Raw genomic sequence first — 16,736 nt, forward strand, 5'->3', positions numbered from 1 at the left:
GAGGCTAGCCGCGGCGGGTCATCCGCTGCCACCAGGTGGGTGGTATCAACGCGCCGGTTGTCTGCACGTCCGTGGTGACGGCCGTGTCCGAGGTGGTCAGCCTCAGCTTGCCGACGCCCACCGCGGCGGCGATGCGGTCCGGCACCGTGGCCTTGGTGTCCAGCCGGTAGCTCAGGCCGGGCCAGCCGATCACGTCCAGGTCCTTGGCCGCCACGAGGGTGGTACTGCTACCCAGCGGCCCTTGTACGGTCGCTACCAACTGGCCGGCGCGCACCGCCCGGTACTGCTTCAGCACGCCGAGCCCCACCTGCAGCAGGCGGCTGCTGGCCGCGAAGGCGTCGTCTAGCTGCGGGCCGGAACCGAGTACGGCACCGTAGACCCGTAGCCGGTGCCCGTCCACCACCGTGTCGGCCGCGAACACGAGGCAGCCGCCGGCCTGATCGGTGTTGCCGGTCTTGACGCCGACGATGCCGTCCTGGCCCAGCAGTGTATTGACGTTTTTCACCAGGCCGGCGACCGGGACGGTGGCCTGCGGCATCGCCACGATCTGGGCCAGTGCGGGCAGCGCCATCGCCGCGCGGGCCAGCGCCACCTGGTCGGCGGCCGTGCTCACGGTGCTGTCGAGGAACCCGGACGGGTCGGTGTAGTGGGTGTGGTCCATCCGCAGTTGCTTGGCGGTCTGGTTCATTTTCGCCACGAAGGTGGCCTGGTCGCCGGCGTCCCAGCGGGCCAGGATGTAGGCCATGTTGTTGGCGGAGGGCAGCAGCAGGGCCGTGAGCGCCTGCCGTTCGGTGAGCATCTCGCCGGCGTTGACCTGTACCAGCGACATGCCCTTGGCCAACTGATCCGGGTACGCGGCCGCCTCGTCGGCCGACACGGTCAGCTTGGGGCCGTCCTCGTTGGTGCGCAGCGGATGGTCCTTCAGGACCAGGTACGCGGTCATCACCTTGGTGACGCTGGCGATCGGTACCGGCTTGGTCCCGCCGGAGGAGCCCAGCGCGCCGAGCCCCTCGACCTGCAGCACCGCCTGCCCGGCGCCCGGCCACGGCAGCACCGGCGGGGTACCCGGGATCACGTACATCTGGGGTACCGCCTGGACGATGCGTGGCGCCGGCATCGGGGTGGCCAGCCGCAGCGCGACGAAGCCGCCCCCACCGCCGACCACGACCAGCGCGACGGCGAGTAGCCACAGTTTCCAACGACGAACCGGCCGCGCCTCGGCCGCCGGCTCAACGGTCTTGGTCAACTCGAACCCCCGCAGCGCGATCGTGGAAAGCGAAGCCGCGGCACGGGAGCGCGGCTCTCCGCACGCTTACCCCGATCGCGGACCGGCTAACGTCATATCACCTTGATTCGGGCATTTGCGTAGTAAACGGATGAAGAAACCCGATCGGGTGATGGTCCGCCCCGGCCGGGGCGCGTTCCCGGCGTGGGCGCGCGGCTACCATCGTTCGCGTGACTGGGACGATGATCATTAAGGGACTGGCCGCGGGGTACGGCGAGGAGGAGCTGTTCGGCGGGCTGGACCTGGTGATCGCCCCTGGCGACGTCATCGGCCTGGTCGGGTCCAACGGCGCGGGGAAGTCCACACTGCTGCGCACCCTGGCCGGCGGCCATGCCCCGGAGTCCGGCGCCATCGCGCTCAACCCGCCCACGGCCACCGTCGGGTACCTGCCGCAGGAGCCCGAGCCGCGCCCGGGCGAGACCCTCGCCGGGTACCTGGCCCGGCGCACCGGGGTCGCCGCCGCCCAGGCCGCCCTGGACGCCGCCACCGTCGCGCTGAGCGCCGCCGAGCCGGGCTCGGACGACGCGTACTCGGCCGCCCTGGAGCGCTGGCTCGACCTGGGCGGGGCGGACCTGGAGGCGCGGGCCGGGGCGGTGGCCGCGGAGCTCGGGCTCGGCGTCGCGCTGGAGCACCCGATGGCCGGCATGTCCGGCGGCCAGGCCGCCCGGGCCGGGCTGGCCGCGCTGCTGCTGTCCCGCTACGACATTTTCCTGCTCGACGAGCCCACCAACGACCTCGACCTGGACGGGCTGGCCCGGCTGGAGTCGTTCGTCACCGGCCTGCGCGCCGGTACCGTCGTGGTCAGCCACGACCGCGAGTTCCTCACCCGTACGGTCAACCGGGTGTTGGAACTGGACCGGGCGCAGCACCAGGTCCGGCACTACGGCGGCGGGTACGAGTCCTATCTGGAGGAGCGCGAGGTGGCCCGCCGGCACGCCCGCGCCGACTACGAGCAGTACGCGCAGACCAAGACCGACCTGGAGGCCCGGGCCCGCACCCAGCGCAACTGGATGGAGCAGGGGGTGCGCAACGCGCGCCGCAAGGCCACCGACCACGACAAGGTCGGCCGGAAGTTCCGGGCCGAGTCAACCGAGAAGCAGGCGGCCAAGGCACGGCAGACCGAGCGGCTCATCGAGCGGCTGGAGGTGATCGATGAGCCGCGCAAGGAGTGGCAGCTGCGGATGGAGATCGCCGCCGCGCCCCGGTCCGGCGCGGTCGTCGCGGCCCTGCGCGCGGCCGTGGTCCAGCGGGGCGACTTCACCCTCGGCCCGGTTGACCTGCAGGTCGACTGGGCCGACCGGGTAGCGATCACCGGACCGAACGGCGCGGGCAAGACCACGCTGCTCGGCGCGCTGCTGGGCCGGATCCCGGTCACCTCAGGTACGGCCACCCTCGGCGCCGGCGTCGTGGTCGGCGAGGTCGATCAGGCCCGCGGCCAGCTGCTGGGCGACGAGCCGCTGCTGGACGCGTTCCGGGCCGCGGTCGGTGACTGGGCCCCCGAGGAGGCCCGCACGCTGCTGGCCAAGTTCGGGCTGCGCGCCGACCACGTGCTGCGTCCGGCCGCCACGCTGTCGCCGGGGGAGCGGACCCGCTCCGCGCTCGCCCTGCTCCAAGCCCGCGGGGTCAACCTGCTGGTACTCGACGAGCCGACCAACCACCTCGACCTGCCGGCGATCGAGCAGCTGGAATCGGCGCTGGACGGCTACCCGGGCACGCTGCTGCTGGTCACGCACGATCGCCGGATGCTCGACGCGGTACGCGTCAACCGCCGGGTACACGTCGAGGCGGGCAAGGTCAGCGCGGACGGGTAGCACGGTCCAGCACCGACGCCGACCGACTCAGCCGGCGGACTGTGCGTTCTGCTGCTCGGCCCACTCGGCGACCCGCCGGGCGCTCTCCTCCTCGGAGAGATCCTCCACCCGCGTCATGATCGACCAGCGCACCCCGAACGGGTCGCGGATGCTCGCGAACCGGTCCCCGGACACGAAGGTGGACGGTGCCTCCCGGATGGTGGCTCCGGCGGCCTCCGCGCGCGCGGTCGTGGCATCGGCGTCGGGGCAGTAGAGCCCCAGGGAGTAACAGTCGTTGTCCCCCTCCGGCCCGGGTACGAGGCCGTAGGCGGGCATCGGCTCCCCGAGCTGCAGCAGGCCGTTGCCGAAGTCGAGCACGGCGTGCGCGACGGTACCGCCCATCTCGGTAACATCCACCACGCGCGCCCCGAACACGTCGCGGTAGAAATCGATCGCTCCGCGAGCGTCGGGGATGGCCAGAAACGGAGTCAGGCTCGTGACTCCGTGGGGCGTGCCGTTCGTGGTGTGCTCGCCGTCGGCGGCCTTGATCGTGTCGCTCATGAGAAGTGATGCTAGGAGCCGGGCGCGCCCCGGGGCTTGAAGATTCGCGACACTCTGTAGCCTGGGGCCGTGAGCACGGTGCACCGCGGGGTCCTGTATCCCGCGCGTCTACCGGAGTTCCACCGGCTCCCGGCACCCGATCGGGTGGCTGGGCTGGTGCGGTGGTTCTGGATCCCGGAGTGGCGGATCGCCCCGGGGCGGTCGTCGAGGCAGCAGGTGATCGCCTTCCCCGCCTCCAACCTGGTCGTCGAGTCGGGCCCGGTCGTCGAGTCGGGTCCGGTCGCTGAGTCGGGCCCGGTCGCTGAATCGGGTTCGGTCGTTGAGTCGGGCCGGGTCGGGCTCGCCGGCCCCACGACCCGCGTCTCGTACCGCGACCTGACCGGCACCGGTTGGGCGGTCGGGGCCCTGCTGCGGCCGGCCGCGGTTCCGCTGTTCACCGAGGACCCCGCGGCCCTGCGCGACGCCTACCGGACGGTCGACCTGCCCGCCCTGCGTGAACTGGTGTCCGGCGTGATGAACGGATCCTCCGACCGGGCGGCGCGGCGCCACCTCGCCGTCGAGGCGTTCACGGACTGGCTGGCCGGTGCCTTTCCCGCCCCGACGCCGGAGGCCCTGCTGGCGAACTCGATGGCGGACCTGATCGACTCTGACCCGGCGGTGCGGCGGGTCGAGGACGCGGCCGCGCGCCTGGGCGTGTCGGTCCGGACGCTCCAGCGGCTCGCCCGCCGCTACGTCGGGTTGCCGCCGCTGGCCATGATCCGCCGGCGCCGGCTCCAGGAGGCCGCCGAGCGCCTCCGTACCGGCCAGGACACGAGCCTGGCGGCGGTCGCCGCCGACCTCGGCTACGCCGACCACGCCCACCTCGCCAACGAGTTCAGGTCGGTGCTCGGATTCACCCTCAGCGCCTACCGGCAGGGGGCATCCCCAGCCGAGCCAAGCTGACGGCTGAGCTGACGGCCGGGCTGACGGCCGGGCTGACTTCGCTCGGGGAAAACCCGGATTCGCGCGGCGCGACGATCAGGGTTTTCTGGATGGACTTCCCGATGGGTCGGTCGGGCCGACCCCCCGAGACTGGATGCCATGCGCCCTCACCCACGGTCGTACCTGCTGCCGGTCGTCGCGGTGGCCGGCCTCGCGTTGGCGGCCGGCTGCTCCTCGGCCCCCACGAGGCGCCCGGCCCATGGCGGCGCCGCCACGGCCAGCACCTCGACGGCCAGCACCTCGACGGCCAGCACCTCGACGGCCAGCACCTCGACGGCCGGCGGTACGACGTCCGCGGCGGCCCTGACCGCCGGCGGCAACGTCCACCTGACCGACTACACCGACGACGACGGCCCCACGTCCACCGTGATCCTCGCCGGCGCTGTCGGCGACTACGGCAAGGCGGAGAGCGTCAACCCCGACGGCTCGCCGACCCGGAACACGGCGGCCAACTCGCCCTGATGCTCGCCCACGGCACGTTCCGGCTGGACATCGCGGGGCTCGACAAGGAGTTCGTCGCCACCCTGGCCGACCTTCGGATCAACACCACGACCTGCTCCGGCACGACGAGCGTGAGCGGCGCCGTACCGGTCGTGGCGGGCTCGGGAACCGGTGCGTACCGGGGGATCAGGGGGAGCTTCCACCTCACCATCACCCTCGACGAGGTCTACCGGCCCGGCGCCTGCAGCGAGCAGAGCGCGTACCTGTCGCAGACCATCGTCACCACCGGGTCCGGCCGCGTCGCGTTCGGCTGACGCGCAACCGCCGGCTCAGCCGGTCACGTGAGGTTTTCGGCGCGCCACGTGCTGCAGCCGATCTTTGTGTTGCCTTTCATCGAGCACACCTCGCCGCAGATGTTTCCGCACGCGGGAAGCGGGTACGTCAGCGTGCTCGTGGCGCCGTCGAACCGCGGGTCGGTGAACTCGACGAGCGCCTCGGAGCGGCGACCGGCCACCGAGTTCGGCCCTTCGATGTCGCCGAGGAGCACCCGCGTGCCCCCGTCGGGCGCGTTGATGGTCACCTGGCTGTCGTCGCAAGTCTCATCTGGAGGCCGGTCCCTCCTGTTGTCGCGATGCCCAGTCGCGGCGTGGAAAACGAGAGCTCGCCACGTTGGGTTCGTCTCCGTTGCCCCTGAAATCCCGGCGTTGGTTCTGATCAGGTGAGTCGCTCGAACGCCGGGTGGTGAACCGTCGGCCGGGCGCGTTGCGCGACTGCCCCGCCACGGCCGGGCGGCATGCGCGACGGCCGTGGCGGGGCGACCCTTACGGGCCGAAGGGAAGTGGCTTGCGGGTGTGGCTCAGCGGTGGCCGCCGTCCGAGCGCTTGCGCTGCAGGGTGAACGTTTCCAGCGGAACGATCTCGCCGGTCGGGATGGTCACGTTGTAGTACGTGACATAGATGCTCGTGGTCGAGCCCGGCCCCTTGCCCGGGTCCACCATGAACGCGGCGAACCCGTACGGGTGCTCGATGTCGCGCACGCCCTGCCACGGGGTGTCCTCGAAGACGTACACCGACCCGTGCTTGGCGCCCGCGGTGGGCGGCGGGGTCACCGCGGTGATGACCTTCGCCTTGCCCGGCGCGAAGAAGCTGCCGTTGGTCGTCCCGCTCACGCCGCCGCCGCCGAGCACCATGTGGGTCGTGCCCTTGCTGGAGTCGACCACCGAGGTGTTGGTGGACACCGGCCTCGGGGTCAGCGTCTCGCTGCCCGACACCACGCCGCGCACTGGCAGCGACCGCTCGTAGTCGTGCTCGTGGCCGCACAGTACGAGGTCCACCTCGTACTTGTCGAACAGCGGCCCCCACTGCTCGCGGATGCCGAGGTCGGCGCCGTTGGCGTCGGACGAGCTGATCATCACCTGGTGCATGCAGACGACGATCCAGTCGATGTCCTTGGACGCCCGCGAGGTGGCCAGCTCCTTCTCCAGCCACTTGCGCTGGGCGCCGCCGGAGTAGCCGAACACGTAGTTGTCGCCGCCGTCCTGCAGCGCGACGTCGTCGTTCTGCAGCACGACCACGCGCACCGAGCCGGCGGTGAACGCGTACCAGAGGCCGGCCAGTTCCTTGTCGCTGCCGCTCGAGGGCAGCTTGAAGTAGGTCTGGTAGGCGCCGTACCCGATCGGGCCGTTGCCCTTCTCGTCCTCGTGGTTGCCGGCCGCCGGCATCCACGCCCGGTACCGGGCCGAGCGGGTGTTGTTGGCGAAGAACCCGTTCCAGGTGCGCACCCGGTCGGGGTCGAGGTTGGCGTAGCACAGGTCGCCGTTGACCAGGTGGAACAGCGGGTCCACCTGCTCGATGCCGGTCACGATGTCGGCGTTGGCCGGAGTGTTGTTGGCGTTGAGCGCGACGGTGTAGCCGCCCTTGCCGTCCGGCTGCCAGGTCACCTGCGGCACGGCCTGGTCGCCGAAGCTGGTGAAGGTGAACGCGGCGCGGCCGCGCGGCGAGGTGCCGAACGTACCGGCATCGGGCCGCCCGCCGTCGTGCATCGCGGCGTACGTGTAGTAGGTGTTCGGGCGCAGCCCGGCCAGGGTCGCGTGGTGGGAGTACACCGTCTTGCCGGACAGCCCGTCGACGTAGGTGCGCGTCTCGGCCTGGATGGTGTGGCCGAAGCCGCCCTCCATGGTGCCGTAGCTGACCCGCGGGTGGGAGACCGACGACTCAGTGGTCCAGGAGACGACCATCTGGCTGCTCGGGTCCGCGCCGAACGTGAGGTGGAGGCCTTCGATCGGCGGCGCGCCGAGCTTCTCGGGGCGGGACAGCAGCAGCGGTGAGGGTGAGGTGGGGGCGGCCTCGGCCGCCGTGCCGCCCAGCAGAGCGGCCCCGGTGGCCGCGGCACCAGTGGTACCCAGGGCGATCAATGCCGACCGCCGGCTCAGTACATGCTTGTTCTCGTCCTCGTGCATGGTCGAAGACGGTAAGAGCGTGGGCTTTACACATGCGATACGGCGCATGAACGGCTCGTTGCGCCCGAGGCGAACATCAGGCACAACGAACCGTCGATCAGTCAGCCGAGAAGCCGCTCAGCCGGTCGAGAGGCCGTTCAGCCGGTCGAGGAGCGATTCAGCCGGTCGAGAAGCGGGCCACGAAGCGGCGCTGCCACAGGGTCTCCACGGCGCGGGGCGCGTAGTGTTTCCGCACGTAGCCGACCGCCTCCTGGTTCGGCACCCCGTCCAGCACGGCGAGGCAGGCAAGCGCCGTACCGGTGCGCCCGCGGCCGCCGGCGCAGGCTACCTCGACGCGTTCGGAGTCGGCGCGCTCCCACACCTCGCGCAGGGCCGCCCGGGCATCTTCGCGGTCGGTGGGCAGCCAGAAGTCCGGCCAACGCAGCCAGCGGGTCGGCCAGGACATCGCCGGCGGCTCCTGCCCCAGCAGGTAGAGCCCGAAGGTGGGCGGTGGTCCGTCCGGGACGGGCCGGAGCAGGCCCCGACCCCGCACCAACCGGCCCGAGGGCAGGCGCAGCACGCCCGCCGCCGTGGGCTCCCAGGACACGCTCATCGCCCCGAGCCTAGAGGTTCGCGCACACGGTTCGCACACCCAAATCCATCTCTGGATCGCACAACTCGGCGTGCCGGACGACGTTGCCTGTCGTCCACCCAATGATCGAGGAGTGTTCGGCGACGTGTCAGTCGCATGGTGGGGGCCAGTCAGGCGGCGCGGCGAGCATGGGTGCGTGCGGGACGCGACTGCGTCCGTGCCACGACAGTAAGGAATCGCATGACTGACGCACCAATGAACTCCGGAACGACCCGCCGGCGCCTGCTGCGCGGCGGCGCGACGGTCGCCGGGGCGGCTGCCGCCTCGCTGGCGCTCCCGGTCAACGTCCGCAAGGCCCTCGCGGCGGCCCCTCAGGGCAAGAAGGGCCGCATCGAGGACATCGAGCACGTGGTCCTGCTCATGCAGGAGAACCGCAGCTTCGACCACTACTTCGGCAGCCTCTCCGGAGTGCGCGGGTTCAGCGACCCGGACGCCATGAGGATCTCGAACGGCAAGTCGGTGTTCTTCCAGCCCGACCCTTCGAACCCGGACGGCTACCTGCTGCCGTACCACCTGGACTCGCACGTCAGCGCGGCGCAGACCATCCCGTCGCTCAGCCACGCCTGGGACGTGCAGCACAACGCGTGGAACAACGGCAAGATGGACAACTTCGTGCCCGCCCGGGTCGCCTCCAACGGCGCCGTCAACGGCCGGTACACGATGGGCTACTTCACCCGCGCCGACCTCCCGTTCCACTACGCGCTGGCCGATGCCTTCACGATCTGCGACAACTACCACTGCAGCGTGCTCGGCCCCACGCACCCCAACCGGTACATGTACATGACCGGCACCATCGACCCGAACGGTGAGCACGGCGGGCCGGCGCTGGACAACGGCGAGGCGAAGGGCGCGTACACCTGGCCCACCTACGCCGAGCAGCTGCAGGCCGCCGGGGTGAGCTGGAAGTTCTACCACGAGACCGTGGGCAACACCGGCCTCGCGCTGATCGCGAACATGAAGGCGTACCAGGACGCGGCCAAGGACACCTCCTCGCCGCTGTACATCAACGGGCTCGCCCCGGTGGAGACCGGCCAGTTCGAGTACGACGCGCTCAACGACAAGCTGCCCACCGTGAGCTGGCTGATGCCGCCGGTGGCCAACGACGAGCACCCGGCGCGGATGCCCGCGGCCGGCGCGCAGTACATCGCCAGCAAGATCGACGCTATCGCGGCCAACCCCGACGTGTGGGCCAAGACCGTGTTCATCCTGATGTACGACGAGAACGATGGCCTGTTCGACCACGTCGCGCCGCCTATCCCGCCGGCCGGCACCCCGGACGAGTTCGTCACCAAGAACTCGGCGACCGGCGTGGCCGGCAACGGCCTGCCCGTCGGCCCCGGTCTGCGGGTGCCGTGCATCATCGTCTCGCCCTGGACCGTCGGTGGCTACGTGGCCTCCGAGGTGTTCGACCACACCTCGAACCTGAGGTTCCTGGAGCGGATCACCGGTGTGGAGGCGACCAACATCAGCCAGTGGCGCCGCACCCACATGGGCGACCTGACCTCGGCGTTCAACTTCGGCAAGGCCCACGACTACCCGGGCCTGCCGGACACCAACCGGGACTTCAACCTCGCCCAGTACGAGGCGTCGCAGTTCCCGCTGCCGGTACAGCCCACCAGCAACCAGGTGGTGCCGAAGCAGGAGCCTGGCAAGCGCAAGCAGGCCCGCTAACCGCGGCCGACCGGGCGGGGTCGGCGGAGGCCACGAGCCTTCGCCGACCCCGCTCCCGGTGCCCAGGGCCGGGCATACGGCAGCCGGGCACACGGCGGCACGGTGCCCAGGGCCGGGCACACGGCAGCCGGGCACACGGCGGCACGGTGCCCGAGCGGGCAACTGCGGCACGGTGCCCGGGCGGGCATACTGCGATACATGCCCACGGTGACTGTCGATGAGCTGTGCGTGTACTACGAGTGGCACGGATCCGACGACTCCCCGCCCCTGGTGCTCATTTGCGGGCTGGGGCTGGACATCTCCGTGATCGCTTCGCTGATCGACGACCTGGCCGCCCGGTACCGGGTGCTGGCGTTCGACAACCGGGGTGCCGGGCGCACCGACAAGCCGGACGCGCCGTACTCGGTGGAGCGGATGGCCGCCGACACCGCCGGGCTCATGCGGGCGGTCGGCCTGTCGCACGCCGCGGTGCTGGGCATCTCGCTGGGCGGCCGGATCGCGCTGGCGCTCGCCCTGGCCGAGCCGGACCTGGTCGACCGGCTGATCCTGGCGTCGTCCGGTGCGCGGGTGGTGCGCTCGCTGCGCCGTTGGGTGAAGATGCTCCTGGCGCCGGCCCTGCCGGTGAGCGGCGGCCCGTACCCGCAGCCGTCGTACGCGTTCCGCCGCCAGGTGGCGGCCTCGACCGCCTATGACGCGAGCGGCCGGCTCGGTGAGATCGGGGTACCCGCGTTGATCCTGCACGGGATCGACGACCGCAGCATGCCGGTGGGGCTGGCCGAGGAGTTGCACGCCGGCCTGGCGGGCTCCATCCTGCGTACGTTTCCGGGCGGCCACGGGTTCCTCCTGCGCGACGGGCGGCGGCAGTTCCTGGACGCGCTGTTCGCCTGGTACTGAGTTGCTGCACTGAGTTGCTGCACTGAGTTGCTGCACTGAGTTACCCGAACGGCACGCGGCCCGTCGGTCGGGCTCGTGGCGCGGGGGGCTCGCGGCGCGGGATCGCGGCGCGGGATCGCGGCGCGGGATCGCGGCGGGGGTCGCGGCGCGGGAGAGCGTCGGCCGTTCTGACCGAAATGCGGTTGACCGGAGGGTCTCACCGCTATCGTTGCCATATGCCGACTATGGCCAGAAAGATGAATTCCGGTCGGGTTGGCGCGAGAGAGCCGGCCGGGGCGGGCGCCTGACCGTGGAGCTCGCGTACCTGCTCATCGGCTGCTCCGTGCTGTTCGTCGCGGCCTGGCGGCGCGGCTGGACGGTGCCGCTGTGGGCGGCGCTGCTGATCGCGCTGGGGGCCAGGGCCGTGGTGGCGGTGCTGGCCAGCGGGTACACGCCCCAGGACGTCGCCGAGTGCTTCCGGGACGCGGGCAACCTGGTGCTGGCCGGCCGCGATCCGATGACCCAGCTGCCCAGGTACGAGTGGAATTTCCTGCCGGTGATGCCGTACGTCTTCGCCGGCGAGGTGCGCAGCGGGCTGCCCTGGCCGCTGGCCGCGAAGGTGGCACCCATCGCCGCCGACCTGGTCACCACCGCGCTGCTGAGCCGATTCCGGCCGGCCCCGACGGCGGGCGGTGGTGGCTGGTCGCGCTCCGCCCAGCGCGGTGGTGGTGGTTGGCCGCGCTTTCCGCGGACCCCCGGGGCGCCGGGCGCGCCGCTGCTGTACGCGCTGTGCCCGCTGGCGATCCTGATCAGCGCGGTACACGGTCAGGTCGAGCCGGTCGCCCTGGCGATGGGGACCTGGGCGCTGCTGCTCGCCCGTCGCGGAGCGGCCGGCCGCACCGGCCTGCTCGCCGGGCTCGCCATCGCCACCAAGACCTGGCCGGTGCTGCTGGTGCTGGGCATGCTGCGGGACACCCCGGTGTCGCGGTGGTGGCGCCTGCTGGCGTCGCTGGCGGTCGCGCCGCTGGCCGCGTTGCTGACGGTGCGGCTGTTCCTGCACGACTCGATGCGCGCCGCGCTGGGCGTGCTCGTCTCGTACCGCTCCATGTTCGGCTGGTGGGGATGGTCCGGGATGCTGCACCTGCTCGGGCTCGCCGGGACCGGATACACCGGACCCGGCGTGGCGGAGTTCCAGCGCGTCGGCACCGTGATCGTGATCGCGGCGATGGGCGCGGTGCTGCTGGCACGGTGGGCCGACGGGGTCGCCCTGACCGCCGCGGTACTGCTGGCGTTCCTCGCGGTCACGGCGGGATTCGGGCCGCAGTACCTGGTGTGGCCGGTGCCCTGTCTCATCCTGCTGCGGTGGTCGTGGGGCCTGGCCTTCACCGTGCTGGCCGGCTGCTACGGCATGTTCGTCTACCTGGTGGCCATCCCGTACCCGGGGCTGACCTGGGCGGGCGACGTCGAGCGGTGGGCGTGCCTGCCGGTGATCATGGCCGCCGTGCTGGCCGTGCGGGACGGGGTGCGCGCCATCCCGGCGACGGCCCGGCACGCCCGGGTGGGTCGGGCCGGGCGCCCCGGTTGGCGGTCGCCCCTACCGGTCCCCGCGTCGCCGGCGCGCACCGCCCCCCGGCACGGCCGCGTCTAGTGCATCACCACGGGTACGGCGACCTCGTCCTGCGGCTGCTCGGCCCGCTCCAGCTTGCGCCGGGGCAGGAACAGCGACGGCACGATACAGAGAACGATGAGGATCAGCGCCACGATGTACGTGTTGCCGAACGCGCTGGCCAGCGATGACCGCCCCTGCGACAGGACGGCACCGGAGACCTGTGAGGCCGGCACGGTGCCCTGCATGACGGCGCTGTACACGGTGGCGGCCGGGTTGCCCTGGACCTGGTTGGTCAGGACGACCGACATGACGGCGGTGCCGATCGAGCCGGCCGTCTGCTGAACGATGTTCATCATCGTCGAGCCGCGTGCGATCTGCTGATCGCCCAGGCTGGCCAGCGCGCCCGACATGATCGGCATCATGGTCATCCCCATGCCCATGCCCATCACGAACAGCGCGCCGAGCAGCAGCACATACGACGAGTCGGCGGTGATCTGCGTGAACACGGCCATGCCGGCGGCGATCAACACTATGCCGCCGAGGACCAGCTTGCCCGGCCCCATCCGGTCGGTGAGCCGGCCGCTGGCGGGCATGGTGAGCATGGCGCCGATGCCCTGCGGCGCGAGCAGCAGGCCGGCGTTGAGCGTGTCCTCGCCACGTACCTGCAGGAAGTAGCTCGGGAACAGCAGCATGGCGCCCATGAAGGCCACCGAGAACAGGGTCAGGGTGATGACCGCGACGCTGAGGTTCCGGTTGCCGAACAGGCGCAGGTCGATCAGCGCGTGGGCCTTGCGCCGGGCGTGCAGGACGAAGCCGATGACCAGCGCGAGCCCCACGAGCGCGGGGACGAGCACCTTGGCGTCGGCAACGGTGCCGGCGCCCGGGATCGAGGACACGCCGTAGAGCAGCAGCGCCAGGCCGGGGGAGAGCAGCAGCATGCCGAGGAAGTCGAACGACTCCGACACGTGCGGCTGGTCCTTGGGCAGCACCCGCAGCGAGGTGATGAACGCGACGGCGCCGATCGGTACGTTGATCAGGAAGATCCAATGCCAGCTGGCGGCCTGGATCAGCCACCCGCCCAGGATCGGCCCGCCGATCGGTCCGAGCAGCATCGGCACGCCCAGCACGGCCATCACCCGGCCGATCCGCTGGGGTCCGGCGGCCCGCGTCATGATCGTCATGCCGAGCGGCATCAGCATGCCACCGCCCAGACCCTGCACGGTCCGGAACGCGATCAGCGGACCGATGTCCCACGCGACGCTGCACAGCGCCGAGCCGGCGACGAACAGCGCGATGGAGGTCAGGTAGAGGCGCTTGGTGCCGAACCGGTCGGCGGCCCAGCCGGTCACCGGAATCACGGTGGCCAACGCCAGCGTGTACGCCGTCATGGTCCACGCGACGGTGGCGTAGCTGGCGTGGAACTCGCGCTGGAAGGTCGGCAGCGCGACGCTGACCACCGTCACGTCGAGGATCGCCATGATGGCGCCGAGCACCACGACCCCGGCTACCTTGAGAACGCCGCTATCCAGCTTGTCGGTGGTCGCCTCCGGCGCGGTCGTCATGGTCATGCGGATTGCTCCTCCGTGTGGCGGAAACGTCGGGCGGCGGTGAACGTCGTGCGGCGGCAACTTCGCCATCGGGTCGGCAGGGACAAGTCGTCGTACAAGCCCTTGAATTCTACGTTGACTCGGTGAATCACCCGGCGGCGACCGGCGTCGTCGACACGACCGATCGTTGCGACCGGACCGAACGTATCGTCGGCGACCCTCCGAGCGGTCAGGCCGGGCCTCGGCCGGGTACCGCGGCGATGCGCCGATCCACGCCGGTGCGACGGTCCACACCGGTGCGGGCCCCTTGCCCGCGCGGCGCCCACCCGAACAAGATGGACGCATGCCGAGCCTGCTGTTCGTGGGGGTCGACACCGCGAACTCCTTTATTCATCGGGCGTTCCCGATCTGGTCGCGAACCCTTGGCGTGCGCGCCGAAGTCGTGGGCGTCGATCTCCCGCCGGGGTCCGCGCCGCGCGAGTACCGGCGTGTCGTCGAGCGCGTGCGGGCCGACCCGGACTGCGTCGGCGCGGTGGTCACTAGCCACAAGGTCGCCGTGTACGCGGCCGCGTCGGACCTGTTCGACTTCCTCGATCCGCACGCCGTGGCGTGCGGCGAGATCAGCGCTATCCGACGGCGGGGCGCGGGCCTGGCCGGCTTCGCCCGTGATCCGGTCTCGGTCGGCCGGGTGGTCGACGGGATCTGGCCGGGTCGCGAGGGTGACCTGCTGTGCCTGGGCAGCGGCGGAACCGCCATCGCGCTCGGCCGCCACCTGCTCACCAGTACCCGGCCGGACGGCGAGCCGAAGCTCATGCGCTTCGTGGACGTCGACCCGGTCGCCGGTGTCCGGCTGCGCCAGGCCCTGCGGTCCGACCGGGTCGAGGCCGTGCGTGGCGAGGGCCCGTGGGACGCGACGATCGAGGCCGCGCGCCCGGGCTCGTTGATCGTCAACGCGACCGGGCTGGGCAAGGACCGGCCGGGCTCGCCGGTCACCCCGGCCGTCCAGTTTCCGGACGGCGCGGTGGTCTGGGAGCTCAACTACCGGGGAGACCTGCGGCTGCTGGCGCACGCGCGGGCGCGGCGGGGGGACGGCCGGCTGACCGTGCACGACGGCTGGTCGCTGTTCTGCCACGGCTGGGCGTCGGCGCTGGCCGCGGTGTTCGACCTGGACGACGACGAGGCCGTCGCGCGGCGGCTGGCGGCCGACGCCGAGCACCTGCGGGCGTGAGGGCGCCACGAAGTGTCGTACCGGGCGGTTAGTCTGCCCGGATGGACGAGCGTGAGTTTTACCGCGGTCAGAGCCGGGTGACCGACCCGGGCTCGTGGCGCTCGCTGCTGCGCGACCTCCCCCGCGACCTTCCCGGCATGGGCGAAGTCATCGAGGGAGTGATCGTGCACCGCGACGAGACCCGGCGGTTCGGCTTCGAACTGCCGGCCGAGCGACGCGACGAGGCGAACACCCGATACCTGGAGGCGATCCTTGGCCGCCTCGGCAGCCTGTCGTGGCGCCCACCCCGGGACCGCTTCGCCGGCACCTGCCGGGACTTCGCCGTGCTGCTGTGCGCGATGCTGCGCGAGGCCGGCGTGCCGGCGCGGGTGCGCTGCGGCTTCGCCGGGTACTTCGCCGAGGGCTTCTTCGACGACCACTGGGTGGTCGAGGTCCACGACGACGACGGCGACGGTGGCGGTATCGGTTGGCGGCTGGTCGACGCGCAGCTCATCGCCTCTGCGAAGGACACTTATCGGATCGACTTCGACCCGATGGACGTGCCACGCGACGCGTTCCTGGTGGCGGGCGACGCCTGGCTCGCGTGCCGCGAGGGACGGCGGGATCCGGAGCGCATCGGCACCAGCGCGGCCGGCCTGACCGGGATGTGGGAGATCCAGGGCAGCGTCGTGCGCGACCTGGCCAACCTCAACGGGATCGAGACCCTCCCGTGGGACGGCTGGGGATTGATCCCCACTCACTACGACGAGCTGGACCGCTCCGACGTGGACCTGCTCGACCGGGTCGCCGCGGTGAGCGCGGCCGGCGGTCCGCTGCCCCGTGCGGCCGAGGCGTACCGGTCCGATCCGCGCCTGGCGGTCCCGGCACCGTTCGCGGGCTGACCGGTCGGGTCGCGAGCTTTTGCCGACCATGATCTATTACGGCGGCGTTCAGTGCGACTTTGTCTCGGGATCGACCTGTGCCCATATTTTCTGACCTCGGTGTAACTACCGGAGGTTAGCTATGTCAGATCTTTCGCGCAGGGGTTCCTGGGCGCCGCCGCGGCGGTCACGGGTGCCGTGGCCGCGGGCGCGGTCCTGCCGTCCGCCGCGCAGGCCAACGGGCCCGGCAAGCCGTCCAAGCCCTGCCTGTACGGGGACATCCGCGACGTGAAGCACGTGGTGATCCTGATGCAGGAGAACCGCAGCTTCGACCACTACTTCGGCTCGCTGTCGGGAGTTCGGGGCTTCGACGACCGATCCACCATCACGCTGCCCGGCGGCGCCCCGGTGTTCCGGCAGCCGACCACCATCGGGGGCCAGAGCCAGTACCCGTGGCATCTGAGCGACACGCCGCCGGAGGGGTCGGAGGACCCGGAGACCGTCGCGCAGACCAGCGCCGGCCTGGGCCACTCCTGGGAGGACCAGCACGGGGCGTGGTACGGCGGCCTGATGAACGGCTGGATGTCTCGGCCAACAACTACTCGTCGGACCGTCCGCACACGTACCACGTGCCGGCGCACGGCAGCACCACGCACTCGGTGGACCCGCTCCAGCACGGCCCCGGCTGGTACGACCTGTCGGTCGGGCTGGCCGGCGACGCCTCCTGGTCGCGGCGCTACGTCGGGCACCTGGAGAACGGCGAGCACAGCATCACCGGCTGAGCTACAGCCGCGCGCTCAT

At 71.4% G+C, this 16,736-nt stretch carries 16 protein-coding genes and 1 pseudogene; 11 read left to right on the forward strand and 6 right to left on the reverse strand.

Going from position 1 to position 16,736, the window contains the following annotated elements:
• Positions 1-4: 4 nt before the first annotated feature.
• A complete protein-coding gene (locus ABEA87_RS22330; RefSeq protein WP_345632462.1) occupies positions 5-1,246 on the reverse strand; it encodes a D-alanyl-D-alanine carboxypeptidase family protein in 1,242 nt (413 codons plus the stop codon).
• Positions 1,247-1,467: 221 nt separating this feature from the next.
• Between ABEA87_RS22330 and ABEA87_RS22335 the strand changes: the two genes are divergently transcribed.
• Positions 1,468-3,096, forward strand: a complete 1,629-nt coding sequence (locus ABEA87_RS22335) for an ABC-F family ATP-binding cassette domain-containing protein (protein WP_425570936.1) — start codon at positions 1,468-1,470, stop codon at positions 3,094-3,096.
• 27 nt (positions 3,097-3,123) lie between these two features.
• On the opposite strand, the gene ABEA87_RS22340 is transcribed toward ABEA87_RS22335, so the two are convergent.
• Entirely contained in the window at positions 3,124-3,636 is a 513-nt protein-coding gene (locus ABEA87_RS22340; RefSeq protein ID WP_345632466.1) for a VOC family protein, read from the reverse strand.
• 93 nt (positions 3,637-3,729) lie between these two features.
• Here ABEA87_RS22340 and ABEA87_RS22345 point away from each other — a divergent pair, with 93 nt between their 5' ends.
• The 3 genes from ABEA87_RS22345 (at position 3,730) to ABEA87_RS22355 (ending at position 5,372) form a co-directional block, all read left to right on the forward strand.
• The gene (locus ABEA87_RS22345) at positions 3,730-4,578 is read left to right on the forward strand and encodes a helix-turn-helix transcriptional regulator (protein WP_345632554.1); all 849 of its coding nucleotides are present in this window, start codon (positions 3,730-3,732) and stop codon (positions 4,576-4,578) included.
• A 138-nt stretch (positions 4,579-4,716) separates the two neighbouring features.
• Positions 4,717-5,079, forward strand: a complete 363-nt coding sequence (locus ABEA87_RS22350; protein ID WP_345632468.1) for a hypothetical protein — start codon at positions 4,717-4,719, stop codon at positions 5,077-5,079.
• Positions 5,079-5,372, forward strand: a complete 294-nt coding sequence (locus ABEA87_RS22355; RefSeq protein ID WP_345632470.1) for a hypothetical protein — start codon at positions 5,079-5,081, stop codon at positions 5,370-5,372. Before ABEA87_RS22350 ends, ABEA87_RS22355 begins: the two co-directional genes overlap by 1 nt.
• Before the next feature lie 23 nt (positions 5,373-5,395).
• Here ABEA87_RS22355 and ABEA87_RS22360 read toward each other — a convergent pair whose 3' ends face one another.
• The 3 genes from ABEA87_RS22360 to ABEA87_RS22370 all read right to left on the reverse strand — a co-directional run bounded on the left by ABEA87_RS22360 (position 5,396) and on the right by ABEA87_RS22370 (position 8,108).
• On the reverse strand, positions 5,396-5,638 hold the full coding sequence (locus ABEA87_RS22360) for a hypothetical protein (RefSeq protein WP_345632472.1): 243 nt from the start codon (positions 5,636-5,638) through the stop codon (positions 5,396-5,398).
• Between the two features lie 276 nt (positions 5,639-5,914).
• Positions 5,915-7,516 carry a purple acid phosphatase family protein gene (locus tag ABEA87_RS22365; RefSeq protein ID WP_345632474.1) on the reverse strand — a complete coding sequence of 534 codons (1,602 nt, stop codon included), beginning with the start codon at positions 7,514-7,516 and terminating at the stop codon, positions 5,915-5,917.
• Between the two features lie 157 nt (positions 7,517-7,673).
• Positions 7,674-8,108 carry a protein-tyrosine phosphatase family protein gene (locus ABEA87_RS22370; protein ID WP_345632476.1) on the reverse strand — a complete coding sequence of 145 codons (435 nt, stop codon included), beginning with the start codon at positions 8,106-8,108 and terminating at the stop codon, positions 7,674-7,676.
• Positions 8,109-8,327: 219 nt separating this feature from the next.
• Between ABEA87_RS22370 and ABEA87_RS22375 the strand changes: the two genes are divergently transcribed.
• The 3 genes from ABEA87_RS22375 to ABEA87_RS22385 all read left to right on the forward strand — a co-directional run bounded on the left by ABEA87_RS22375 (position 8,328) and on the right by ABEA87_RS22385 (position 12,339).
• Positions 8,328-9,818, forward strand: coding sequence for an alkaline phosphatase family protein (locus tag ABEA87_RS22375; RefSeq protein WP_345632478.1), 1,491 nt, complete (start codon positions 8,328-8,330; stop codon positions 9,816-9,818).
• Between the two features lie 198 nt (positions 9,819-10,016).
• Positions 10,017-10,712, forward strand: a complete 696-nt coding sequence (locus ABEA87_RS22380; protein WP_345632481.1) for an alpha/beta fold hydrolase — start codon at positions 10,017-10,019, stop codon at positions 10,710-10,712.
• Positions 10,713-11,001: 289 nt separating this feature from the next.
• Positions 11,002-12,339: a glycosyltransferase 87 family protein gene (locus ABEA87_RS22385; RefSeq protein WP_345632483.1), complete on the forward strand. Its 1,338-nt coding sequence runs from the start codon at positions 11,002-11,004 to the stop codon at positions 12,337-12,339.
• Here the strand turns inward: ABEA87_RS22385 and ABEA87_RS22390 are convergent.
• Complete coding sequence (locus ABEA87_RS22390; protein ID WP_345632556.1) at positions 12,336-13,862, reverse strand: DHA2 family efflux MFS transporter permease subunit; 1,527 nt, start codon at positions 13,860-13,862, stop codon at positions 12,336-12,338. The two genes, ABEA87_RS22385 and ABEA87_RS22390, sit on opposite strands and share 4 nt — an antisense overlap.
• Before the next feature lie 328 nt (positions 13,863-14,190).
• Between ABEA87_RS22390 and ABEA87_RS22395 the strand changes: the two genes are divergently transcribed.
• From ABEA87_RS22395 to ABEA87_RS22410, 4 genes and pseudogenes are all read left to right on the forward strand, one after another.
• Positions 14,191-15,075, forward strand: coding sequence for a hypothetical protein (locus ABEA87_RS22395; RefSeq protein ID WP_345632485.1), 885 nt, complete (start codon positions 14,191-14,193; stop codon positions 15,073-15,075).
• A gap of 41 nt (positions 15,076-15,116) precedes the next feature.
• Complete coding sequence (locus tag ABEA87_RS22400; protein WP_345632487.1) at positions 15,117-15,956, forward strand: transglutaminase-like domain-containing protein; 840 nt, start codon at positions 15,117-15,119, stop codon at positions 15,954-15,956.
• Positions 15,957-16,244: 288 nt separating this feature from the next.
• Positions 16,245-16,475: pseudogene (locus tag ABEA87_RS22405) on the forward strand (alkaline phosphatase family protein); the annotation flags it as partial.
• 14 nt (positions 16,476-16,489) lie between these two features.
• Positions 16,490-16,717, forward strand: coding sequence for a phospholipase domain-containing protein (locus ABEA87_RS22410; protein ID WP_345632489.1), 228 nt, complete (start codon positions 16,490-16,492; stop codon positions 16,715-16,717).
• Positions 16,718-16,736: the final 19 nt, after the last annotated feature.

The sequence above is a fragment of the Rugosimonospora acidiphila genome, assembly GCF_039543385.1.
GTDB lineage: Bacteria > Actinomycetota > Actinomycetes > Mycobacteriales > Micromonosporaceae > Rugosimonospora > Rugosimonospora acidiphila.